The organism is Pseudomonas entomophila (assembly GCF_018417595.1).
GTDB lineage: Bacteria > Pseudomonadota > Gammaproteobacteria > Pseudomonadales > Pseudomonadaceae > Aquipseudomonas > Aquipseudomonas entomophila_C.
On sequence record NZ_CP070982.1, the window covers coordinates 2,390,879 to 2,412,862 of the forward strand.

At 61.6% G+C, this 21,984-nt stretch carries 25 protein-coding genes and 1 tRNA gene; 11 read left to right on the forward strand and 15 right to left on the reverse strand.

All coding sequences use genetic code 11. From position 1 onward, the window contains the following. Positions 1-97: 97 nt before the first annotated feature. Positions 98-185: transfer RNA gene (locus JYG34_RS10700), tRNA-Ser, on the forward strand. A gap of 109 nt (positions 186-294) precedes the next feature. Here JYG34_RS10700 and JYG34_RS10705 read toward each other — a convergent pair. The 3 genes from JYG34_RS10705 to JYG34_RS10715 all read right to left on the reverse strand — a co-directional run bounded on the left by JYG34_RS10705 (position 295) and on the right by JYG34_RS10715 (position 4,022). Next, positions 295-1,314: a tyrosine-type recombinase/integrase gene (locus tag JYG34_RS10705; RefSeq protein ID WP_213660656.1), complete on the reverse strand. Its 1,020-nt coding sequence runs from the start codon at positions 1,312-1,314 to the stop codon at positions 295-297. A gap of 1,294 nt (positions 1,315-2,608) precedes the next feature. After that, positions 2,609-2,830 carry a phage virion morphogenesis protein gene (locus tag JYG34_RS26640; protein WP_213660657.1) on the reverse strand — a complete coding sequence of 74 codons (222 nt, stop codon included), beginning with the start codon at positions 2,828-2,830 and terminating at the stop codon, positions 2,609-2,611. 145 nt (positions 2,831-2,975) lie between these two features. Beyond that, positions 2,976-4,022: a sensor domain-containing diguanylate cyclase gene (locus JYG34_RS10715; RefSeq protein ID WP_213661146.1), complete on the reverse strand. Its 1,047-nt coding sequence runs from the start codon at positions 4,020-4,022 to the stop codon at positions 2,976-2,978. A 307-nt stretch (positions 4,023-4,329) separates the two neighbouring features. Between JYG34_RS10715 and JYG34_RS10720 the strand changes: the two genes are divergently transcribed. From JYG34_RS10720 to JYG34_RS10730, 3 genes are all read left to right on the forward strand, one after another. Continuing rightward, complete coding sequence (locus JYG34_RS10720; protein ID WP_213660658.1) at positions 4,330-4,512, forward strand: hypothetical protein; 183 nt, start codon at positions 4,330-4,332, stop codon at positions 4,510-4,512. Between the two features lie 306 nt (positions 4,513-4,818). After that, positions 4,819-5,679, forward strand: a complete 861-nt coding sequence (locus tag JYG34_RS10725) for an RNA ligase family protein (RefSeq protein ID WP_213660659.1) — start codon at positions 4,819-4,821, stop codon at positions 5,677-5,679. A gap of 14 nt (positions 5,680-5,693) precedes the next feature. Further along, on the forward strand, positions 5,694-6,839 hold the full coding sequence (locus tag JYG34_RS10730) for an AAA family ATPase (protein WP_213660660.1): 1,146 nt from the start codon (positions 5,694-5,696) through the stop codon (positions 6,837-6,839). A gap of 70 nt (positions 6,840-6,909) precedes the next feature. Here the strand turns inward: JYG34_RS10730 and JYG34_RS10735 are convergent, their stop codons facing one another. Further along, on the reverse strand, positions 6,910-7,338 hold the full coding sequence (locus tag JYG34_RS10735) for an anti-virulence regulator CigR family protein (RefSeq protein ID WP_213660661.1): 429 nt from the start codon (positions 7,336-7,338) through the stop codon (positions 6,910-6,912). A gap of 120 nt (positions 7,339-7,458) precedes the next feature. On the opposite strand from JYG34_RS10735, the gene fos reads away from it, so the two are divergent. Next, a complete protein-coding gene (fos, locus tag JYG34_RS10740; RefSeq protein WP_213660662.1) occupies positions 7,459-7,869 on the forward strand; it encodes a fosfomycin resistance glutathione transferase in 411 nt (136 codons plus the stop codon). Between the two features lie 11 nt (positions 7,870-7,880). Here fos and JYG34_RS10745 read toward each other — a convergent pair whose 3' ends face one another. Further along, the gene (locus JYG34_RS10745; protein WP_213660663.1) at positions 7,881-8,066 is read right to left on the reverse strand and encodes a hypothetical protein; all 186 of its coding nucleotides are present in this window, start codon (positions 8,064-8,066) and stop codon (positions 7,881-7,883) included. A 355-nt stretch (positions 8,067-8,421) separates the two neighbouring features. Here JYG34_RS10745 and JYG34_RS10750 point away from each other — a divergent pair, with 355 nt between their 5' ends. Together JYG34_RS10750 and JYG34_RS10755 are read left to right on the forward strand one after the other, a co-directional pair. Next, complete coding sequence (locus tag JYG34_RS10750) at positions 8,422-8,913, forward strand: GNAT family N-acetyltransferase (protein ID WP_213660664.1); 492 nt, start codon at positions 8,422-8,424, stop codon at positions 8,911-8,913. Positions 8,914-8,959: 46 nt separating this feature from the next. After that, on the forward strand, positions 8,960-9,313 hold the full coding sequence (locus tag JYG34_RS10755) for an SH3 domain-containing protein (protein WP_213660665.1): 354 nt from the start codon (positions 8,960-8,962) through the stop codon (positions 9,311-9,313). A gap of 2 nt (positions 9,314-9,315) precedes the next feature. On the opposite strand, the gene JYG34_RS10760 is transcribed toward JYG34_RS10755, so the two are convergent. Next, positions 9,316-9,876: a cysteine hydrolase family protein gene (locus JYG34_RS10760; RefSeq protein WP_213660666.1), complete on the reverse strand. Its 561-nt coding sequence runs from the start codon at positions 9,874-9,876 to the stop codon at positions 9,316-9,318. A gap of 515 nt (positions 9,877-10,391) precedes the next feature. On the opposite strand from JYG34_RS10760, the gene JYG34_RS10765 reads away from it, so the two are divergent. Continuing rightward, the gene (locus tag JYG34_RS10765; protein WP_213661147.1) at positions 10,392-10,586 is read left to right on the forward strand and encodes a hypothetical protein; all 195 of its coding nucleotides are present in this window, start codon (positions 10,392-10,394) and stop codon (positions 10,584-10,586) included. 117 nt (positions 10,587-10,703) lie between these two features. On the opposite strand, the gene JYG34_RS10770 is transcribed toward JYG34_RS10765, so the two are convergent. Next, positions 10,704-11,621: a LysR family transcriptional regulator gene (locus JYG34_RS10770; RefSeq protein WP_213660667.1), complete on the reverse strand. Its 918-nt coding sequence runs from the start codon at positions 11,619-11,621 to the stop codon at positions 10,704-10,706. 99 nt (positions 11,622-11,720) lie between these two features. On the opposite strand from JYG34_RS10770, the gene JYG34_RS10775 reads away from it, so the two are divergent. Continuing rightward, positions 11,721-12,479 carry a sulfite exporter TauE/SafE family protein gene (locus tag JYG34_RS10775; protein WP_213660668.1) on the forward strand — a complete coding sequence of 253 codons (759 nt, stop codon included), beginning with the start codon at positions 11,721-11,723 and terminating at the stop codon, positions 12,477-12,479. Position 12,480: 1 nt separating this feature from the next. Here the strand turns inward: JYG34_RS10775 and JYG34_RS10780 are convergent, their stop codons facing one another. The 4 genes from JYG34_RS10780 to JYG34_RS10795 all read right to left on the reverse strand — a co-directional run bounded on the left by JYG34_RS10780 (position 12,481) and on the right by JYG34_RS10795 (position 16,874). After that, a complete protein-coding gene (locus JYG34_RS10780; RefSeq protein WP_213660669.1) occupies positions 12,481-13,905 on the reverse strand; it encodes a GGDEF domain-containing protein in 1,425 nt (474 codons plus the stop codon). Between the two features lie 115 nt (positions 13,906-14,020). Continuing rightward, positions 14,021-15,850, reverse strand: coding sequence for an SLC13 family permease (locus JYG34_RS10785; protein WP_213660670.1), 1,830 nt, complete (start codon positions 15,848-15,850; stop codon positions 14,021-14,023). A gap of 384 nt (positions 15,851-16,234) precedes the next feature. Beyond that, positions 16,235-16,615, reverse strand: coding sequence for a glycine zipper domain-containing protein (locus JYG34_RS10790; protein WP_050706284.1), 381 nt, complete (start codon positions 16,613-16,615; stop codon positions 16,235-16,237). Positions 16,616-16,688: 73 nt separating this feature from the next. After that, on the reverse strand, positions 16,689-16,874 hold the full coding sequence (locus tag JYG34_RS10795) for a hypothetical protein (protein ID WP_213660671.1): 186 nt from the start codon (positions 16,872-16,874) through the stop codon (positions 16,689-16,691). A 183-nt stretch (positions 16,875-17,057) separates the two neighbouring features. Between JYG34_RS10795 and JYG34_RS10800 the strand changes: the two genes are divergently transcribed. Both JYG34_RS10800 and JYG34_RS10805 read left to right on the forward strand, forming a co-directional pair. Further along, positions 17,058-17,408, forward strand: coding sequence for a hypothetical protein (locus JYG34_RS10800; RefSeq protein WP_213660672.1), 351 nt, complete (start codon positions 17,058-17,060; stop codon positions 17,406-17,408). A 523-nt stretch (positions 17,409-17,931) separates the two neighbouring features. Next, on the forward strand, positions 17,932-18,753 hold the full coding sequence (locus tag JYG34_RS10805; protein WP_213660673.1) for a class I SAM-dependent methyltransferase: 822 nt from the start codon (positions 17,932-17,934) through the stop codon (positions 18,751-18,753). A 3-nt stretch (positions 18,754-18,756) separates the two neighbouring features. On the opposite strand, the gene JYG34_RS10810 is transcribed toward JYG34_RS10805, so the two are convergent. From JYG34_RS10810 to JYG34_RS10825, 4 genes are all read right to left on the reverse strand, one after another. After that, positions 18,757-19,524 (reverse strand): SDR family oxidoreductase, encoded by a 768-nt coding sequence (locus JYG34_RS10810; RefSeq protein WP_213660674.1) that lies wholly within the window; start codon positions 19,522-19,524, stop codon positions 18,757-18,759. A 27-nt stretch (positions 19,525-19,551) separates the two neighbouring features. Further along, positions 19,552-20,619: a phosphotransferase family protein gene (locus JYG34_RS10815; RefSeq protein WP_213660675.1), complete on the reverse strand. Its 1,068-nt coding sequence runs from the start codon at positions 20,617-20,619 to the stop codon at positions 19,552-19,554. A 197-nt stretch (positions 20,620-20,816) separates the two neighbouring features. Beyond that, the gene (locus tag JYG34_RS10820; RefSeq protein ID WP_125464629.1) at positions 20,817-21,134 is read right to left on the reverse strand and encodes an SCP2 sterol-binding domain-containing protein; all 318 of its coding nucleotides are present in this window, start codon (positions 21,132-21,134) and stop codon (positions 20,817-20,819) included. 54 nt (positions 21,135-21,188) lie between these two features. Continuing rightward, entirely contained in the window at positions 21,189-21,902 is a 714-nt protein-coding gene (locus JYG34_RS10825) for a histidine phosphatase family protein (RefSeq protein WP_213660676.1), read from the reverse strand. Positions 21,903-21,984 lie beyond the last annotated feature (82 nt).

The window sequence follows — 21,984 nt, forward strand, 5'->3', positions numbered from 1 at the left end:
CGTATGGGCTGAAGCATACCAGAGCTGCCACAACCCGCGACACAGAGAGTTTGACAGCGTGTTTCATTAAGGTATTATTGCCGCCGCAAAACCAGCTGGAAGCGTGGCCGAGTGGTTTAAGGCAACGGTCTTGAAAACCGTCGATGGGCAACTATCCTAGAGTTCGAATCTCTACGCTTCCGCCACATTCAAAGCCCTGATTGTTCAGGGCTTTTTGCGTTTTTGGGGTGCAGAAAAACTACCCGTGGGAACACCTTGGGAATGGTTTGATTTGTCAGCGCTGACAATACTTTGCTACTTGGTGGGTTTCGCCAAGGCTCCAATTCGACGATAAACTCGCTCGGTAATGTCGCCCTTGGTGTGGCCCAGCAGCAGGCTGGCGTGGTCGACATCCGTGATCTCAGACGCCGCTTTGGGGCGAATGTCGCGCAATTGGAACTGGCTGACCCGGCCGGCCAGGACCTGCTCGCCGGCGGCAACTGCCTCCTTCACCGCCTCCTCCCTGGCGTCGTCCCAGCGATGGCGCAGCATGGGTGCCGTCACCCGTTTGCCGTTGTCGGTCAGCAGCAGGTATGGCGACCCATGCGGAGCGTTGCGCTCCAAAATCTTCCTGATCAGGGCGCCAAGGCTGCTCTCCACGCCATCCACCTCCAGCATGATCCGCAGTTTCTTGTGGGTCTTCTTCTGCTTCACGCCGAGAGCCTTGCCCTCGATGTCGTCCCTCCTCATCACCAGAACGTCCGCAGGACGCTGGCCCGTCAGATACGCCAAGTCCATGGCGTCCTTCAGTTCACCCACCGCTTTCGCATACACCGCGTTCCAGATCGCGTCGTTGGCGTAGAAGTCGCGCGGCACCTCTTTGTTCTTGCGCACGCCCTGGCACGGGTTCTCGTTTGTGGTAAGCCCCCATTCCCGGGCGATGTTGAAGATGTGCGACAGGGTTGCGATCTCGCGGTTCGCCCTGACCGGTGCTGTCCTGGCATCGCGGTACTTCGCCACATGCGCAGGCGTGATCCCGTCGATTGGTGCCTTATCGAAGTAATTGCGCAACTGCCGTATCTCGGCCAGGTTGTCCTTCTGGGTGCACGCCGCCTTCTTCGGGATGATGTCGCGCTCGTACCGATCGAAGATCGCGCCCATGGTGACCAGGTCTTTCGGCTTTTCGTTCGCCTCCAGTTCGGCCCACTTCAGCCTCGCCAGACTCAGGTCGGTGCCCAGCGGCACCGGCTTCCCTGACTTGTCCAGGTAGAAGTAGCTGATCCACTCCTTGCCGGGGCTCTTCTTGCTCTTGCTGGTGCGTTTGCGCCGGTACACCTATTCAGGGCCTCGACATAGTTCGAGGCCTTGTCGTTTCTGGCCTCGCAGACCAGATCCGTCAGGTCATCCGCGACGAGCTCAAACCTGGCGGCATGCTCCATCGCGGCTGACGTCTACCGCGCCTGCCAAGAACGGGGGCTGCAGTAAGCTAATGAAGCCATCAACCGCCTGGAGCATCCTGGCATTCGCCAGTTACGCCCTGCGCCGAGACATCAGCGCCGATGTCTTTCTTGACTGCGTCTTCATTATCCAAGGTCTAAAAGGTCACGGTGCAAATACTGGTTGCATATACAGTGTCGGGGTGAGACAATTTATTTACTCCATCGTCAGACCCAAACAGTGCGCGCAATGCGCTTGGTGGGTTTTTCTAGAGAAGGCCTTTGAGTCTCGAGTGATAGTAGTCAGGTGCTAACCCTGCCTAATAAAACTTTCAATCATTTTCTAAGGTGTATCTATGACAATTCGCACGCTGGGTAAGCAATTCAAGTATCAAACCGTAAGTGGCAGGGTACAAGAGGTGCATACCGTTATTGCGCCAGAAGAAAATCTGCATGGTCTATTGATTAGGTCTTTGCATAATGCTAGCTGGGATTACGTTTACGTTTATGGCCCGGTCAAACCACTGGATCGCAAAGATGCCACTTGCGTGAGGTTTCCGCGAGATTGCGTTATTTACAACGACTACTTTGTACCGGCTGGAAATGGTGTCTATTTCCTAGCTCCGAATGAGTACACTAACAATATGAATATTTCGTGGGACTTCCTCAGCGCAGATGGGTCGGTAGCATAAGTAGTCTTTCCGTTACTTTGGCTCGTTTAGCACGAGCATGAGCTCGGATGTTTACACCCATTCATTAGATAGGCTCGCCATTTGGCGGGCCTTTTTCATTTTAGCTCCCTACAACGGGAGGAACCGAGATGCCAAGCATGCACGAGACGGACCCTGGCCTATGGGCCGCCGTGCTCACATGGGTTGAATCGCTGTCTTCGCAGCCTCACAGGCTTTCGCAAACTCGGCATCATGCAGGATGGTCGAAGTTGAAATGGAAACCGCGCCATGGTCGCTGACTTGTACCTGCTCAGCGACCTCATTGAGTTGCCTGGCAATGGCCAGTGACTCTTCGGACGGTTTGGAAACCAGTTGCAGAACGGTCTCCCAGAAATTTTTGTCGCTCGCTGTCGTAGCTCCTTTGTCTCAGGCCGGGCCTGAACACGTACCCCTAGATTAGCAGCTTGGTATCGAAGCTCTGCTAAGCCGGGCGCGGAGACTAGCATACCGCAAGGTCCACACCTAAAGAGACAGATGGTTGGCCAGGATGTTTCGGGTAGTTTCGAGGGCTGCCTCTGCGAAACCTGGCAGTTGTCGGCGTTCATACCGTACGGCAAGTGCACCAAGCGTTGGGCGGTCCCTCAAGCCATTCTGATGGACATTGGCGATCCTGGCTATCCGGCCGGTGAAGCCAACCGCTACGCCCGCAGCTTCACTCCGCGCCTGATGTAGGTTGCCGTGCACTGCTTCTGGAACAACTTCACAGTGCGGCCCACACGACCGCTCCTACCCCGCAATTGGCGGGCTTGACTGAGCGCTAAAGGCGAGCGCGCGCGGATTGACGCCAATCCGAGACCAGCGCGGTTGATCTTTCGTTTGTTCCAATAATTCAATGCTCTACAGCCGGCGCCGGCATATAGACAACTTGGTCACGCCCTCCCTGTTTGGCGGCGTAGAGTCCGCTGTCGGCACGCCGCAGTGCGTCATCGATCTGTTCGCTATCGGTAAGTAGAGTACATCCAATACTGGCGCTCACCCTCAACGGACCGCTGGAGAGTTGCACCGGTCTGCTGCCGATGAGTAGCCGCACGCGCTCCGCGATCAGCATCAGTTCTTCACGGTCATTTACCCGCAGCAGGGCGACGAATTCCTCACCGCCCTGGCGCACCAGCAAATCATCGGGACGAAGCGCAGCGCGCAGGCGCCGCGCGCACTCGCAGAGCACCAGGTCGCCCTCGGCGTGCCCATGCTTGTCGTTGATAGACTTGAAATGGTCAAGGTCCGCATAAACAGCACCCAACTGTAGACCTCTTTCCTCTGCCAAACGCCGTTCACGATCCTGGAAGGCTGCCAGCGCGCCGCGGTTCCAAAGCTGTGTAAGTGGATCAAGTAAAGCCTTGCGTTGCTCACGGTCCATTTCCAACCGAAGGTCGCGGTTGGCCTGTATCAAACTGCGTAGTTGCAGATAACCCTCAGCGAGTGTCGCGAGATCCCTGAAGTTGGATTGTTGGGCTTCGCTCAGAAGGCGCGGACGAGGGCCGAACATGCATAGGGTGCCGATGGCTTTGCCGTTTCCAGCACGCAAGGGGTGCCCGGCATAGAAGCGGATATAGGGTGGGCCCAGTACCAGCGGATTATCGGCGAATCGCGGATCGTTCTCAGCGTCCGGTACCAGCAAGGTGTCGTCACCCAGAATGGCATAGCCACAGAAGGATACATCGCGTGGGGTCTCGCTCACGTCTAACCCAATCCTGGCCTTGAACCATTGTCGATCTTGATCGATCAGGCTGATAAGCACAGTGTCCACGTGTGAAACTTCCTGGGTGAGCCGCACCAGGGTATCGAGGTAATGCTCGGCCGGCGTATCCAGCACATTCATCTCATCGAGGGTACGCTGGCGAAGCGTTTCGTCAGTCGGTATGGGGCAGGCCGGCATGTCTTTTCTCCAGTCCATGGGTAGGTAGCGTCTGCGAAAGGCAAGCTTTTGACGCCGAGACATGAAGTACTTTAGACAGATGAGAGCATTAGATCGAAGCCAGTTCTGGCATTCGAACACCTGGTTCAACGACCCACCACATCCGGCCCGTCCTGGCTGATCCACTTCGCGCAATACCCGAAAATCATGGCCGTCGAGGTGTGCCCCATCGCCAATTATCAGGACCCCTGGCGTGCTTTGCGTGGGTACGGTATCTCTCGCCGCGACGCGTCTAGAATCTTGATAGACGGGGGTGGTGAGGTGAGTCATGCGTTACTCGAAAATTCGGCCGTTTCTGTGGTGGGCTGCCGCACTGCAGTTTTTTGCCATCCTGGCGGCCATTGAGCACAAGGCGTGGGATGTCGTGTTCATCTGCCTGATGGTGATAGGGGTCGGGGTATGGTTCGCCAGGAATGCGCAGCGGCTGGAGACACGCAAGCAGCACAGCTGATCACGCCGATACCTGCTCAAGATGCTCTTGCAGCATCTGGCGCCGGCTCGCAGTTGGAAGTTGCGCAATGGCACATGGCTAGTAGAGCTTGACCCAACACGGCCATTTGCTGTTGAATGCGCGCCCTAAAGCCTCCGCAACCTTTCCCCCAAGTGGTGAAGCCAGTGCCCTACGCCAGCCAACACGCCTGATACCGACGACGGTCCATCGTGCCTGATGGCTGCCCGCGCCTGTGCGCGGCGGCGCTTCATCGCTGTGCCTGCCTGATCCTGTCGTCGGTTTTTCCCTTTTTTAATGGAGAAACCCATGAACATGGATTTTCGTGCCGACGCGCACACCCTCGAACTGCTCAAGTACCCGCGCACGCCTCACCTGGAAGGTTCGCGCCTTCAAGATGGCGACACTGACGCTGGCCAGGTCCGCTATGCCACCCTGGCCGGCCAATGGCTGGTGGTGGAAGAAAAACTCGACGGCGCCAACGCCGGCATCAGCTTCACCGAAGGCGGTGAGCTGCGCCTGCAATCGCGCGGTCATTACCTCACCGGCGGTGGCCGCGAGCGCCAGTTCAACCTGTTCAAGCAATGGGCCGTGGCCCATGAGCGCTGGTTGCTGGAACGCCTGGAAGACCGCTTCGTGCTGTATGGCGAATGGCTGCACAAGAAGCACTCGGTGTTCTACGACCACTTGCCGCACTACTTTTGCGAGTTCGACATCTGGGACCGCGCCACCGGGCTGTTCCTGTCCACCGCGGCACGCCGACGTTTGCTTGAGGGTGGGCCGGTGCTGTCGGTGCCGGTGTTGTACGAGGGTCCGGCGCCGCGCCGTTATGCGGACCTGATGGCGCTGGTCGGTGATTCGCTGGCCAAGACTGCACGGTGGCGAGAGGTGTTCGAGCAGGTAGTGAGCCGCGAAGGCCTCGACCTGACCCGCGCCTGGCGCCAGTGCGACCGCTCCAGCCGCATGGAGGGGCTGTACCTGAAGCTCGAGGACGAGCGACAGACCGTCGGCCGGCTCAAATGGGTGCGCCAGGACTTCGTCCAGGCCATCCTCGATGCCGACCAGCACCATGCCAACCAACCGTTCATCCCTAATCAACTGGCCGACGGCGTCGACCTGTATGCGCCTTGCCTGTCCATGGACTGGCAGGGCCCGCGCCACGGCTACTGAAGGAGCATCCCGAAATGGACATTCGACAACTGCAACAACTGGTGCCCGAGCCTGGGCGCGACATGGACGCCACGGCCTGCCTGGCGGCAATTCCGGCCTTGGCGCGCCTGGCCGACACACCGCAGGACCCGACCTATCACGCGGAGGGCGATGTGTGGACCCACACCCGCCTGGTGGTCGAGGCGCTGCTGGTACAACCTGCTTATCAGCAGGCCACCGCCGAGCAGCGCCTGGTGCTGTTCTTCGCGGCGCTGTTGCATGACATCGCAAAACCTGACACCACGGTGATCGACCCGGAAACCGGGCGCATCGGCCAGCCCGGCCACTCGCGCCGGGGGGCGGTGGATGCGCGGCTGCTGCTATGGCGCGCTGGCGTGCCGTTCGACCTGCGCGAGCAGATCTGTCGCATCATCGCGGTACACCAGTTGCCGTTCTTTGCCTTGCAGGATGATCGCAGCGGGCGCAGCGCGGAGTTCCTGCTGCACAAGCTGTCGTGGGAGCTACCGGTGTGGATGCTCTGCGCGGTGGCTGAAGCCGACATGCAGGGCCGCCACTACGCCGGCAAGGCCGATGTGCTGACCGCCATCGAGCTGTGGAAGGAGCTGGCGGCCGAGGAGGGCTGCCTGCATGGGCCGCGGGCGTTCGCCGATGACTACACGCGCATCCAGTACCTGCGCGGCGCCCGGGTGCACCCGGATTACTCGCTGCACGAGCCGGAGGGCTCGCAGGTGGTGATGCTCTCGGGCCTGCCGGCCAGCGGCAAGGATACCTGGACCGCGCGGCATCATCCGGATCTGCCGGTGGTGTCGTTCGACGATGCGCGCCAGGCCCTGGGCTTGCGCCATGGGCAGAACGAGGGGGCCGCCGCGCATTACGCCATTGACCGGGCCAAGGCCTTGCTGCGAGAGCAGCGGCCGTTCGTGTGGAACTCGACGCACCTGTCGGCGCAGATGCGCAGCCGTACCCTGGACTTGCTCTACGGTTACGGCGCGCAGGTGGAGATCGTCTACCTGGAGCGCCCCGAGGCCGAGATCATGCGGCGCAACCAGCGGCGTGACACGTCACTGCGCAACGACGATATCCGCCGCATGCTGTTCAAGTGGGAGGTGCCGTTGCCGACCGAGGCGCACCGGGTCACGTACCAGGCCGTGACGGCTTGATCGGGCCCGCATCGCGAAAGCTCTGGCACGTTGGGCTTTCGCGATACCGTGTGCCCGTGGCCATGCGCCTTCAGTCCAGCACGCTGTGCAAGACTTCATAGATCACGCCCGTGGCAATCGTCACCAACAGCAGGTCTGCCCCGGCCTGTCGCCATTCATAGCCGTCGTAATGCGGAAGTCTCCCCAACAGCCGGCTATCCAGCTTCTTGGCAATTCCCGGCGGAAGTGGTTTGCCCCGTTCAAGATTCTTTTGCACCCCAGGCGGTAACGCCGAGCCGCGACTCCAGTACTCGCGGTTGTCATCGAGTACGACCCGCACCCCGCCCAGGTCCACGGATGGGCCGCCATGCCAGTCGCTACCGTTCTGTGAGTGGCCCTGACTACCATGCGGGTTGCCCTTGTCATGGCCCTTTCCCTTGCCTGGATCCGCCAGCAAGGTAGGGCTCGCGCAAACCAGGGCCAGGCTCAATGCTGCAGTTAATAGCGATTCAAGCTTCATTAGCGGCTGCCTCTGGACGTCTTCCTTTGAACAAAGAGCGTAGTCAGTCTCTTGCGCCGTGCAGACATTTCACTGCGTGTGGCCTACAGTCCAGCGGTCAATTTCTCCAGGGTCTCTTCCATGCTGACGGGCTTCAATCACCTCACCCTCGCCGTAAGCCACTTGCCCCGAAGCATCGCGTTCTATCAGCAAGCCCTGGGCTTCAGGTTGCATGCGAGCTGGAAGGCAGGGGCCTATCTCAGCCTGGGCGACCTGTGGCTCTGCCTGTCATTGGACGAAGCGCGTGCGGTGGACTTGCCGCGCAACTACACGCACTACGCATTCTCCATCGAGCCGGGGCATTTCAGTGCTTTCGCGCAACGTTTGCGTGAACGGGATGTTCCGCTGTGGAGGCAGGACAAGAGCGAAGGTGATTCGCTCTACTTCCTCGATCCCGACGGCCATCAACTGGAAGCGCATGTCGGCGACCTGGCGTCGCGTTTGGCGGCGTGCCGTGCCAGCCCCTATAGCGAGATGGTGTTTTTCGACTGACCCGTGTCAGATCACTGCAAAGTGGTCGGCTTGAAGGCTTGCGGAGTATTGATCAGCCCCTGTTCCAGCCTGGCAATGATGCGCGCCAGTTCATCCGCACGCTTCAGGTCCCCGGTTGCTTTCAGTTTTGCGTGGTCCTTGCGCATGTTCAGCAGGCATTTTTGTAGCCCCAGTGCGGAAGCGTCGTAGTTTTCCATCGTGTTCTCTCTTGGCGTGGCATCCCTGCCGTTGTAGGAATGTGGCGACGGTATCAGCTCAATTCGGCATTCAATACTGATTATTCATACACGGGCGAGGGGCTAGAGTGAAACGTCCTACTCCACGAAAAGATCGTTCCTACAGAGTGTTCATCGAGAGTGTTTCCACATGCTTCCAGCCGATTAGCTGCAGGCCCTGCACCTAGCGGCCTGGCACTGAAAAGAGGATGCATGCATGGATGTTTTGGGTTGGCGGTGCTTGCAGGTCCCTGCTGAAAAGATATGTTGCAAATCAGCGCGGCAGGGCAACTTCCGTTAGCATGTTGCGTTCTGTTTCCCGCCATCCGGACACCCCATGAGTTCCCTGACCTTCCGCCAGGCCACGCCACACGATGTGGACCGCTGTTACCAGATCGAAACCACCGCCTACGAGGGCGATGAAGCCGCCACTCGGGAGAAGATCGCCACGCGCATCGCCCAGTATCCGGAAGGTTTCCTGATTCTGGAGCTGGACGACCAGGTGATCGGTTTCATCAACAGTGGTTGCGCCCACGAAGTCGTGATGTCCGATGAAGCCTTCAAGGAGCTGGTCGGGCATGACCCTCAGGCCCCCAACGTGGTGATCATGTCGGTGGTGCTGGACCCGGCACACCAGGGCCAGGGCCATGCCGGGCGCTTGATGGCGCGCTTCGTCGAGCAGATGCGCGAGCGCGGCAAGGCGACCATCCACTTGATGTGCAAGGACCGCCATGTCGGCCTCTACGAGAAGTTGGGCTACCGCTATGTCCGCCCATCGGCCTCCGACCACGGTGGCATGGCCTGGCACGAGATGGTCATGGTGCTCTGAGTCAGGTCTGTTAGCATCGACGCTTTTCGCAGCCAGGGAGAGGCTTGTGAAGTACGTCGTGATAGCACCCCACCGCAGTGAATACCCTGCACCCATCACTTTCGCCAGGGATACTCTGCTGGAAATAGGCCAGCGCTATGAGGGCAACGAGCACTGGGAAGACTGGTACCTGTGCAGTTGCGCGGGGCAGGCCCCGGGCTGGGTGCCGGCCCAGGTCATCGAGCGGCTCGGTGTTGGACGGGGCAGGGCACTGGAAGCCTACAGCGCCCATGAGCTGGACATCGACCCTGGCCAGATGGTCGAGGGCCTGCGGCCGTTGAACGGTTGGCTGTGGTGCCGCAGCCTGCGCAATGGCGAGCTGGGCTGGCTGCCATTGGCGAAGCTGCGGCTGATGGCTTGAGCTCAGTCGGCGGCCAGTACAGTGGCGCTGTCGACGATGCAGGCATAGTCCATGGCCAAGTTGCTCAGCGACAAGGTATGCACCTCTTCGGCAGGCCATCGGCGGCCCTGCAGATCCTGCTGGTCGAAGGTGTAGCAGGCATCGCTGACCACCGTTGTGGCGAAACCCAGGTTGCCGGCCGAGCGCGCGGTCGACTCCACCGAATTGTTGGTGATCACCCCGACGATCACCAGCTCGGTGACGCCGCGTACCAACAGCCAGCGCTCAAGGCCACTCTGGCAGAATGCATCGGGCACCTGCTTGGTGAAGACGGCTTCGCTGGCCAGTGGCGTGAACGCGGGCTGGAACTCGCAGCCAGGCTGTCCGGGCCAGAACACCGAGCCAGGGTCGCGCGAGGCGTGCCGCACGTGCACCACCGGGCGGCCATGCACGCGCCAGGCGGCCAGCAATTCGGCCATGCGCAGCTCCGCCTCGGGGTTGTTGCGCCGGCCCAGGCGAGGGTCGTTGATACCGGCTTGCATGTCGATGATCAGCAGGGTGGCGTTGCGGGTGCAAATGTTCATGCGTGGGGCGCTCTTCGGTGTGTCTCGCGGACCGTAGCACAGCTTGTCCAAGCAACGGATCAGCGATTCATCTGATCCGCTTTTTTTCCACGAACCTGCATCTGTAACCGTATCAGCCAAGCGCCGACAATAGCGACCAGGCCCAGCCTTGCGAACCGGCGTGCTGGGCAGGTTGGCCTACCTCGGCCGGCCCCGCCGACTAGTCATCACATCGTAGAGGTTCCAATGGGCAAGCTCGCTCTGTTCCTGGGTGGTTTTCTGCTGCTGACCATCATGATTGGCCTGCTGGGAACCATCCCGCCAAGCTGACACGTACATTTTCCTGGTTTCAGCCCGCCTCGCCGCAAGGCGGGCTCGATCCTTCCCCCAGGCTGCCAAGCCGTCTTTTTGCAGTTGTCTGGACAAGCGGTATCTGCAAGTCGTTCTCAAGTGCAGGACGCTCGTGTAATCTCGCGCCCCCATCTACCAGGTCCGGGCACACGGGCCAATCACCTGCCTTGGAGTCGAAGTTCACTATGGAATGCAAGAATGGCACTGCAGCGATGCTGGAGTGGCGCGGTCGTTTTCTTGGAGAAGGTATCCTGCACGAAGAAGATTACGACCAGGCACTGCGCCGTGCCGAGGCGTTGGAGCGTTCCGGGGTGATCAGCCCAAGCGAGTGGATTGAACTGGTCAAGCAGGCCAATGCGGCCTTGTTGCGATTGCGATAAACCCTACAGACCCTGCTGAAACTGTCCACAAAAATCGTGGGTAGGTCTGTGGATAAAACGCTACAGGCCAGGATTTGCAGGGGGTCTGTTAGATTGAGCAGAATTTGAACAGTGATTTCACGCAGGTGTTTGCGGCCGAGGGTGAGCCTCACGCAAGGCCTGCAGCAGTTCGCGAACCCGTGCAGGCATATTGCCTGCGGGGTACACCGCATGCATCTGCGGGTCATGACCACTGCTAGAGGTCAGGTGGTAGTCCGGGCAGATCTTCACCAGGCGACCAGCCTGTTCGTGTGGCTCGGCCAGCCAGTCGGCCAGCCGGGCGATACCAGCACCCGCCAACGTACTGTGCAATACGGCGACGCCCGAACCCAGCCGTAACCGGGGTTGTGGGCGCAGGCTGGTGATCTGGCCGTCACGGCAGAAGTGCCAGGCCTTGAGGATGCGCGGGGCGGTGTGCAGGATCAGTGCGTGCCGCTCCAGTTCATCCAGCGTTGTGGGGGTGCCTACGCTCGCCAGGTAGCGTGGGCTGGCATAGAGATGGCGACGATAAGCCCACAGTGGGTAGCCGATCAGTTCGCTGGACTGCGGAAAAGCCCCGCGGATGACGAAGTCGAACTTGCCCTGCAACGGGTCGAGCGCCTGGTCGCCGAACTGCACGTCGAGGGTCACTTTCGGGTGGCGCTGGGAGAATTCGGCCAGTACCGAGGGTAGTACATGCTGGGCCAGTACTTCGGGTGCGGCCAGGCGGATCCAGCCCTGGGCCGAGCCGGTCAGTGCCGCGAGCTCGTCGGCGGCATCTCGTTGCACATCCAGCAAGCGCTCGGCGTGGGGCAGCAACCGCTCACCGGCCTCGGTCAGGCTGACGGCACTGGCGCTGCGGTTGAACAGCTTGGCGCCGGTATTGTCCTCGAGCGCCTGCACCGCTCGGGTCACGGCGCTGGGTGAGCGTCCCAGCGAACGGGCGGCGCTGATGAAGCTGCGCTTGTGCGCAACGCTGACAAAGGCTTGTATCTCTCGCAACATGTCCAGGGCCATAGGGCTTTCTCATTGCAGTTTTTGCAATATGGCATTTCAACACAAGCGTGACGCTTTGATTAGTCTGGCAGCCTGTTTTCCGCTGCCCGGACGTTCAACATGATGGATATTGCCCTGCTTTCACTGTTCGCCTTCGCCGCCGGCTTGATCGATGCCGCCGTGGGAGGTGGCGGGCTGATCCAGATCCCGGCGCTGTTCAACGTGTTGCCGAACGCACAACCTGCCGCGTTGCTGGGTAGCAACAAGCTGGCCTCGGTGTGCGGCACAAGCTTTGCCGCGCGCTCGTTCATTCGCAAGGTGAAGCTGGACTGGGGGCTGATCGTGCCCGCGGCGTTGAGCGCCTTCGTCATGTCGTTCTTTGGCGCGGCCACGGTATCGCTGGTGCCCGCGAGCGTGATGCGGCCGATGGTGCTGGTGCTGATCGTGCTGATGGCGGTCTACACCTTCTGCAAGAAGGATTTCGGCACCCTGCACAAGCCCACCGTGATAGGCCGCAAGGAACAATGCCTGGCGGTGCTGATCGGTGGCGCCATCGGCTTCTACGACGGGCTGTTCGGTCCGGGCACCGGCAGCTTCCTGATCTTCCTGTTCATCCGCTTCTTCGCCCTGGACTTCCTGCATGCCTCGGCGTCGGCCAAGTTGGTCAATATCGCCACCAACCTCGCTGCGCTGGTGTTCTTCATCCCTTCCGGTAATGTGCTGTGGGCCATCGCCCTGCCCATGGCGGTGTTCAACATTCTCGGCGCACTGACGGGAACCTGGCTGGCAGTGCGCAAGGGGGCGGGCTTTGTGCGGGGGCTGTTCCTGATCCTGCTCTGTGTGCTGATTGCCAAGCTGAGCTGGGACCTGCTCAGTTGACTCAGACCAGCTGGCGCAGTGTCTCGGCTTGCTCGACACGATTGCGGCCGTGCGCTTTGGCCCGGTACAGGGCCAGGTCGGCCTGGGCCAGCAGTTCGTCGAGGCTGGACGAAGGATGCTCGGTGGAGCAACCCGCAAGGCCGATGCTGACGGTGATCTGCAAGCGTTGATCAGCTTGGCTGATGTGCAGGTCCTGTACCGTGCGGCGCAGTCGTTCGGCGCTGAATCGCGCCTGTTCGGGTGCCAGCCCAGGCATGACGATGGCGAACTCCTCCCCCCCCAGACGGGCGAACAGTTCGCCTTCGTGCAACTGATCCTGCAGGGCCAGGGCGAATTGGCGCAGCACCTGGTCGCCGAGTGCATGGCCATGGCGGTCGTTGATGCTTTTGAAGTGGTCGATGTCGAGCATCATCAAAGTCAGCGGCATGGGCTGCGCATCTCGCTGGCGACTCTCCAGCAGGCTATTGGCACGCTGGGTGAACGCGCTGCGGGTGAGGGCGCCGGTCAGGTGATCGATGGATGCCTGGTGCGCCAAGCGGGCCATCAGGTTGCGGTTGGCGCTGCTCACACAGGCCAGTACCAGCGGGCCCAGCACGAGCATGGCGATGCCCAGCCGCGCCGACATCAGCGCGGTGACCCCAGCCTCGCTCTGCGGCACGCTGAAATGCATGAGGTTCTGCGCCACGGCGACGATCAGCGTGCTACCGGCGGTCAGCGCCAGCAGTGAAACCAGGAAGGGCGTGTAGCTCAACGCACACCACAGCAGCGCGGCGATGGGGAAGGCGATGGCGCCGGGGCCGCCGAAGGCGATGCTCAGGGCAAGGGAGGCCAGCAGCACCAGCAACGGCGCGATAGGGATTGACTGGCTGCCGCTGCGTGTCAGGGCGCGCGGCGAGGGCGCGGTGAGCAGTACCGGCAATACCAGCACGCTGGTGGAGAACTGCTCACTGAACCAGGCCAGCCAGGTGGCGCGCAAGGATTGCTCGAACCACGGTGTGGCCATCACGCAGGCCAGGCTGGCGGCCACCGCGGCACCAGCGGCGCAAGCGCCGAACAGGCAAAGCGTGCCGTGTGGTGTTCGCAAGCGACGGTGCTGGCGCGGTAGGCGAGCTACCAGGTACCAGATAGTGGCAATGGCGCCCAGGTTGCACAGATTGAACCACAGGGCCGGTTGCCAGGCTGTACCGCAGGCCAGGTCGGCGATGACCATGGCCAGGTAGACCAGGCCGAAACCTGCCGGCGTGGCCTGGCGTGGGTTGCGCAGCAATACGCCGGCGAGCACCGCATTGACCGGCCAGAACAGCGAAAGGGACTCGATTGGCCGGGCCAGGATGCCGCCCAGGGTCAGAGCCAGGGTCAGGCCGAACAGGATCAGGGCAGGCAGCAGGCGCGAAGTGACTGGAGACACCATAGGCTCGACCGGCAAGCGAGGACGGAATCCAGGAAAGCGGCTGTAGGCACCTGGGGTGATGTCGCGTCAGTGTCTTTCAAGTCGTCAATTGATGTCAATTCACGGAAAACCGTGGGGATATTGCCAGGGATTACAACTTGAACACCCAGGGCACCATCAGTACGGTCACCAGCATCACCAGCAGCGTGAAGGGTACCCCAACCTTGACGAAGTCGGCGAAACGATATTGGCCAGGGCCGAGTACCAGGGTATTGACCGGTGACGAGACCGGCGTCATGAACGCCGCCGAAGCGGCCAGGGCCACGGTCATGGCGAAGGGGTAGGGCGACATGCCCAGTTGTTGGGCAGTGCTGATCGCCACCGGGGCCATCAGCACCGCGGTGGCGGTGTTGGAAATGAACAGGCCGATCAGCGCGGTGAGGGCGAACAGGCAGCCGAGGATCACGCCGGGGCCGGCGCCACCGAGCAGGCCGACCAGTGCTCCGACCGCCAGGTCGATGCCGCCGGTCTTCTGCAGTGCCAAAGCAAAGGGCAGCATGCCGACGATCAGCACCAGGCTCTGCCAGTGGATGGCGCGGTAGGCGCTGTTCATGTCGATGCAGCGGCCGGCACCCATCAGCAGGCAGCCGATCAGCGCGGCGATGACATTGGGTACCAGGCCGCTGACCATCAGCCCGACCATCACCGCCAGGCTGAGCAACGCGTAGGGTGCGCGGGCGCGTGCCGGCGCCACCTGGTCGATCTCGGCAGGCAGGCTGAGCACCAGGAAGTCACGTGGCTTGCCTTGCAGTTGGCGCACTGCTTTCCAGGGGCCGATCACCAGCAGGGTGTCGCCCAGGCGCAGCTTTTCTTCCACCAGTTGCCCTTCGATGGCCACCTGGTCGCGACGCAGGCCAACCACATTGAGGTCGTAGCGGGTGCGGAAGGCCAGTTCGAGAATGGTCTTGCCGATCAGTTGCGAACCGGGCGGCAGCGAGATCTCTGCCATGCCCACTTCCTGGGACTGGTCGATGAAGTAGGCCGCCTTGAAGTGCAGCGGCTCAAGCAGCATCCCCTGGCACAGGCTGCGCAGGTCGTCGCGGTTGGCGAACAGGTCGAGCAGCAGGATGTCGCCTTGCTGCAGCAGCGTGCCGGAGTCGGCGGGGATCACCCGAGTGGTGAACTTGTGCTGGCGCTCGATGCCCACCACGTTGGCGCCGTGGCGGGTGCGCAGCTCCAGTTCGCCCAGCGTGTGGCCGATCAGCGGCGAGTGTGGGCGGATGCGCAAGCGCCGCTCGCGGCCGTTGAGCTTGTAGTCCAGGACCAGGTCGAGCAGGGTGCGGCGGGTCTCCACCCGGCCATCCTTGCGTACTTCGCCATTGAGCCAGTGACGGGTCAGCAGCATGTAGCCGATGCCCAACACCAGCACCACCAGGCCGAAGGGGGTAAAGCTGAAGAAGTTGAAGCCCTGTTCGCCGTGGCGTACCAGTTCACTGTGCACCACCACGTTCGGGGGCGTGGCCACGAGGCTGAGCATGCCGCTGATCAGGCCGGCGAAACTCAGGGGCATCATCAGGCGGCTGGGCGAGAGTTGCAGGCGCGCGGCGATGCTCAGCACCACCGGGATGAAAATGGCGACCACCCCGGTCGAGCTCATCACCGAGCCAAGACCGGCCACCGCGATCATCAGCAGCACCAGCAGGCGTGCCTCGCTGTTGCCGGCGCGTTCGCTCATCCATTCGCCGATACGGTAGGCGATGCCGGTGCGGACCAGCCCTTCACCGATCACGAACAGCGCGGCGATCAGCACCACGTTCGGGTCGCTGAAACCGGCCAAGGCTTGTTCCACGGTCAGGATGCCGGTCAGCGGCAGCGCGAGGATCACCAACAGGGCGACCACGTCCATGCGTGGGCGATTGATGATGAACAGGACGACGACGATGGCGAGCAGGCCGAGGACCCAGATCAGCTCATGGTTCATGGAGGGAGGGGGTTCCTTCACACAGGGCACGAAAGGCAATGGCACCAGTGTGGCAGCTTGGCGTGAAGGTGGTGTTGACGTGCTGCAGTATTTTGCCGGGGAGAAGTGCATCAGCACGGCGTGGGGGCCGTCCGGTAGGCGCCGGCTTGCCGGCGAAGCCGGTGCCATTCACCGTGTTGGCGCCTTCGCGGACAAACCCGCACTCATGGAGCAAAACTTATCCTGTTGACCAGATGCAGCCCCCGCAGGAGCGGCTTTAGCCGCGATCACCCGCGATGCGGGTGCCTGCACCACGGTGCCTTCATCGCGGCTGAAGCCGCTCCTACAGGACCACTGCGGCGATTTGGGGCCCCGGTACAGGCCGTTGCCCCGCCGAGGCCTGGATCAGTGACGGTGCTTGTGCTTGCGGTTGTTGTCGCCCATGTGGTTGCCGATGGCGCCACCGGCCGCGCCACCCAGGCCTGCGCCAATGGTCGAGCCATTGGAACCACCCAGCTTGCCGCCGATCAGCGAGCCACCAGCTGAGCCCAAGCCGCCACCAATGGCCGCTTCGGTGCGGTTGCCCTTGCGCGCACCCACCGCGCTGCCGGCGGCGCCGCCCAGGCCGGCACCGATCGCAGCACCGGTGCTGCCACCGATCTGTTTGCCGACGACGTTGCCCAGCGCACCGCCCAGACCACCACCAATAGCGGCGGTACCGTCACCGGCGAAAGCGCCTTGGCACAGCAGCAGGCCGAGGGCGAGAGAAGGCAGAGTCAGACGCATGTTATGAACCTCAGGGGGAATCATCAGGGAATTTGCCGCACGGTCAGCGGCGAGTCAGGGATGCAGAGACGTTTCAGCGGTAGTAGCGGTCACGGTATTGGCGGTCATCGTCATCGCGGTCGTCCCGGTCATGGCGATGGTGGTGCCGGTGGTCACGGTCGCGCCAGCCGTCATCGTCGTCGTGGTAATGATGGCTGTAGCAGCCCCCAAGCAGCAGGAAGGCGGCAACCAGCGAGGCACTTGCGAGACGCGAAATCATGAAGTAGGTCCTTGATCCGAATAGGTTTACCGGATACGTGATCAGACCTGGATCGATCCATTTGGTTCTTCGTCGCGCAAAATTTTGTTGTGGGGTATTCATGTGGATCACACAGATCGAGAGCTCACCCATCAGCCCTGCACGATGCTAGAGTCGCGTTCTTTTTTGTCCCGAGGATGGAACATGCGAGCGATTCTGCCGATCACCGTGGCGCTGCTGCTGGCGGGCTGTGCGTCATCTACCATGGAGGCGGCGCGCAATGGCACGCCAACCGCTCGCCTGGATTCGCAAAAGACCCCGGACGTGGTTGCCCAATGCATCCAGTTCAGCTGGCAGGAAGAGTCTTCGTTCGGCGTCGATGCCAGCGGCTACCTGGAGGCACGCAAGCAGGGTGGGTTCACGGTGTATACCCGGGAAGCGGAATCGTTCGTCGATGTCTATGCACAGGCGGGTGGGACACGGGTGGACTACTACGCCCAGCAGGATGATGGCATGGCCTTGCGCCGGCGGGCCGCCGCCGCGACCTGCCTGTAAGAGATTGTTGCCCGGCGCACGGTAGGAGCGGCTTCAGCCGCGATGAAGGCACCGCGGTGTCAGGCACCCGCATCGCGGGTGATCGCGGCTAAAGCTCCTACAAAGACCGCGCCAAAGCAATGGGGTGTGGTTCGCTCCATGATTGTCGGCTTGCCGGAGAACACCGGCCGCAAGGGCAAGGAACACGCTGATCATGTGTTCCGGCTGCCCGGCAACTCGCAGAAGCTGCCATTGACGCGTTGCCAACTGCCTTCCAGGGCCAGTTCATGCGCGTTTCGCTTTCCATGATCGAGGCGGTATAGCGACGACGCACATCGGTCATCGGCAACTCGATCATTGTGGTGCTCGAGCAGTTCCTTGAGGCGAAAGGCGAAGCTGTTCCGTCATGGGTACTGGACCCTTTGGGGACGTGCCGAAGGCAGCGGTATACCAGAGCTGTAGACTTGAGGTTGACGGGGGTGGTTGTTCGGTGGGGCAGGCGCGATTAACGTAATGCATCGTTATCAAACCAAGGAAGGACTGCATGAGCCGCTCACTTGAAGTCAATCGCGCCAGTTGGGACGAGCGGGCGCCTTTGCACGCTGCGTCGAAGGACTACGAAGTCGAGTGCTTTGTAAGCAACCCAGGGCACCTCTCCGAGGTGGTGCGTTTTGACCAACCGCGGCTAGGCGACATCCGGGGGCTGCGCGCGGTGCATCTGCAATGTCACATCGGTACCGATACCTTGTCACTGGCACGCCTGGGCGCTCAGGTCAGCGGGCTGGATTTTTCAGAGGCCTCATTGCACCAGGCGCGGCAACTCGCCGAGCGCGCCGGGGCACGCATCGACTACGTGCAAGCGGACGTCTACCGGGCCGCCGAAGTGCTGGAGGCAGGCAGTTTCGACCTGGTCTACACCGGTATCGGCGCCCTCTGCTGGCTGCCCAGCATCGAGCGCTGGGCACGCACCGTGGCAGCGTTGTTGAAACCTGGCGGGCGGCTGTTCCTGCGTGACGGCCATCCGATGCTGATGGCCGTCAACGAAGACTATCAGGACCGCTTGCAACTGGATTACCCGTACTTCGAGCGGGAGGCGCCGACGATCTGGCACAGCGACCAGACCTACGTCGACACCGACCAGGCCCTGACCCAGACCGAAACCCATGAGTGGAATCACGGCCTGGGTGAGATCATCACGGCCTTGTTGGCCAACGGCCTTCGGATAGCTGGCCTGGAAGAGCACCAGAGCATCCCTTGGGAGGCCTTGCCCGGGCAGATGGAGCTTGGAGCCGACGGCGAATGGCGCCTGTGCGAAGCACCTTGGCGCCTGCCGCTGAGTTACACGCTGCAGGCGCTCAAGGCCTGAACATCAGGACAGGAAGCCACCGTCGACATTCAGCGCGGTGCCGGTGGTGTAGCTGGAGGCGTCGCTGGCCAGGTACAGCACCGCGCCGGCCATCTCGCTCGGGTCGGCCACGCGCTTGAGCGGGATCTGTTGCAGGGCGGCATTGCGGATGCTGTCGTTCTTGACCAGCGCCGAGGCAAACTTGGTGTCGGTCAGCCCCGGCAGCAGGGCATTGCAGCGGATGCCGAACTGCGCGCATTCCTTGGCGAATACCTTGGTCATGTTGATCACCGCAGCCTTGGTCACCGAGTAGATACCCTGGAACAGTCCCGGCGAGATGCCGTTGATCGACGCCACGTTGATGATGCTGCCGCCACCGTGCTCGCGCATCAGCTTGCCGGCCTCGACCGACATGAAGAAGTAGCCGCGGATGTTCACGTCGACGGTCTTCTGGAATGCTCCCAGGTCGGTGTCCAGCACATTGCAGAACTGCGGGTTGGTGGCCGCGTTGTTGACCAGAATGTCCAGGCGCCCGAATTGCTCGCGAATGCCGGCGAACACCTGCTGGATCTGCTCCATCTCACCGATATGGCAGGCCACCGCCGTAGCTTTGCCGCCTGCGGCGACTATTGCCTCGGCCACCTGCTGGCAGCCGTCGAGCTTGCGGCTCGAGACGATCACATGGGCACCCTGCTGGGCCAGCAGGTGGGCGATGGCCTCGCCGATGCCACGGCTGGCACCGGAGACGAAGGCGATCTTGCCGTCGAGGTCGAACAGGTGGGTCTTGGACATGCCGGGATTCCTTGTTGTCTGCCGGTGTTACAGGCTGGATTTGTCGATCAGTTGCAGGCTCATGTGCTCCAGTAGCCGGTTCATATGGATGAACTGGGCGAAGCGCTTGTCCTGGGTCTGGCCGTGGAAGAAGCGGTAGTAGATCTGCTGGACGATGCCGGCGAGGCGGAACAAGCCATAGCAGTAATAGAAGTCGACGTTGTCGATACGGATGCCGGCGCGCTCGGCGTAGTAATCGACGAACTGCCGGCGGGTGAGCATGCCGGGTGCGTTGCTGGGCTGGCGGCGCATCAATTGCACGGGAGCCGGGTCGCTTGCCTCGATCCAGTAAGCGAGACTGTTGCCCAGGTCCATCAACGGGTCGCCGATAGTGGCCATTTCCCAATCCAGCACACCGATGATGCGCATGGGGTTGTCGCTGTCGAGGATGACATTGTCGAAGCGGTAGTCGTTGTGCACGATGCCGGGGCGAGGGTGGTCTGCGGGCATTTTTTCACGCAGCCAGGCGATCACTCTCTCCCAGCGTGGAGCGTCGGGGGTCAGCGCCTTTTCGTAGCGGCTGGCCCAGCCCTCGATCTGGCGTTGCACATAGCCTTCCGGTTTGCCCAGGTCGGCCAGGCCGTAGGCGGTGTAGTCCACCTGATGCAGTTCGACCAGGCGATCGATGAAGCTCTTGCACAGGGCTTCGGTGCGGGTGGCATCGAGGTCGAGCTCGGCGGGAATGTCCGAGCGCAGGATGATGCCTTTGACCCGCTCCATCACATAGAACTCGCCTCCGATCAGCGTTTCGTCAGTGCAATGCACATAGGCTTTCGGGCAGTAGGGGAAGCCTTCGTTGAGCTGGTTGAGGATGCGAAACTCACGACCCATGTCGTGGGCCGACTTGGCCTTGTGGCCGAACGGTGGGCGACGCAGGACGAACTCCTTGTCCGGGTAGGCCACCAGGTAGGTGAGGTTGGAGGCGCCGCCTGGGAACTGGCTGATCGTCGGCGTGCCTGCCAAGCCTGGAATGTGATCCTTGAGGTACGGATCGATGACGGCGGCATCGAGTTCTTCGCCGGGGCGGACCTGGGTGGACTGATCGGTGAGCGTCATGCGATTTCCTTATGATCGGTAGCAAGGACTATTGGCTAATCTAATTTCCTAAGGCAGTTGGTACAAGCGTGCCAGGCCGTTATAGGCCGGGGTGTTGCCGGACGATCAATGGCCCTGATGGCCCGACCTTTTCTTGTGCAAAAAAAAACCGAAGCGCGTTGGCTTCGGTCTTTTCTTTCTACGATACGCCCTGGCGATCAGGCCGGGAACAGTTCGCTGAGCTTCATCGACAGCATCATGTCGCCTTCGACGCGCAGCTTGCCGCCCATGAAGGCTTGCATGCCGTCGGTGTCACCGCTGACGATGCCCTTCAGCGTCTCGCTGTCCAGCACCAGGGTGCAGTTGGCGTCGGCGTTCTCGCCTTCCTGGATCTCGCAGGTGCCATCCTTGACGAGCAGCGCGTAGTGCTTGTCTTCGTCGGTGATGTTGAAGCCGAACACCAGGTCCAGGCCGGCGGCCGCTGCAGGGTTGAATTTTGCCTTCATCGCCTCGACGGCTTTAGCTACATCGCTCATGGTGTATTCCTTGTTAAGTGATATTCGCGTCCGCAGGGACACAACAGACCGGGCTCATCGATAGGTGATGAGCTCCGGCGCCCGCAACAGCTGCACGTGGGCTTGGCTGTTGAAGGAAGCCAGTGCCACGTCGCGGCCCCGGAATTTCAGGTGGCTGAGCGACGTGTTGATGATCTGCCAGTTCAGGTTGAAGGCCTGCGCCGGCGTGACTCCGGTTACCAGGTGGAGCAGGGCGGCAATGGTGCCGCCCGAAGTGAACAGGGCGATGTTGTCGCCACTGGCGGCGCTGGCGAGCAGGCGACGAAGGCCGTCGCCGACTCGGTCGATAAAAGCCGGCCAGGTTTCCAGATGGTCGTCGTTATTGTGCTCGCCGTCATGCCAGCGCTGAACCATCAGCGCGAACAGGCGTTGGAACTCGCCACGATGTTGCGCGCCATTGCGCAGGATGTGCAGCGCCTCGGGTTCGTCGGGTAGCAGGCCTGGGAGCAGGGCGCGGATGACGCCGTCGGCGTCGAACTCGTTGAAGGCGGCATCGGTCTCTATGACGGGTACCGGGCTGCCGCTTTGCTGCAGCGCCTGTAGCGCCAGCCGGGCAGTGTCCTGCTGACGACGCAAGGTGCCGGCGACGCAGCGATCCAGCCGCAGGCCCAGTTGTGAGAGGTGCTCACCCAGGGCCTGGCTCTGGCGCTCGCCCACGGGCGAAAGGACGTCGTAGTCGTCGGCACCGAAGGAGGCTTGGCCATGTCGGATCAGGTAGAGGTTGCCCACGAGGTAGTCCGGCCCGGTTGGAGGTTGCTGCGAGGTTAGGATGCCCTTGGCAGGCTGTCAACGAAAAAACATACAAGCGTTT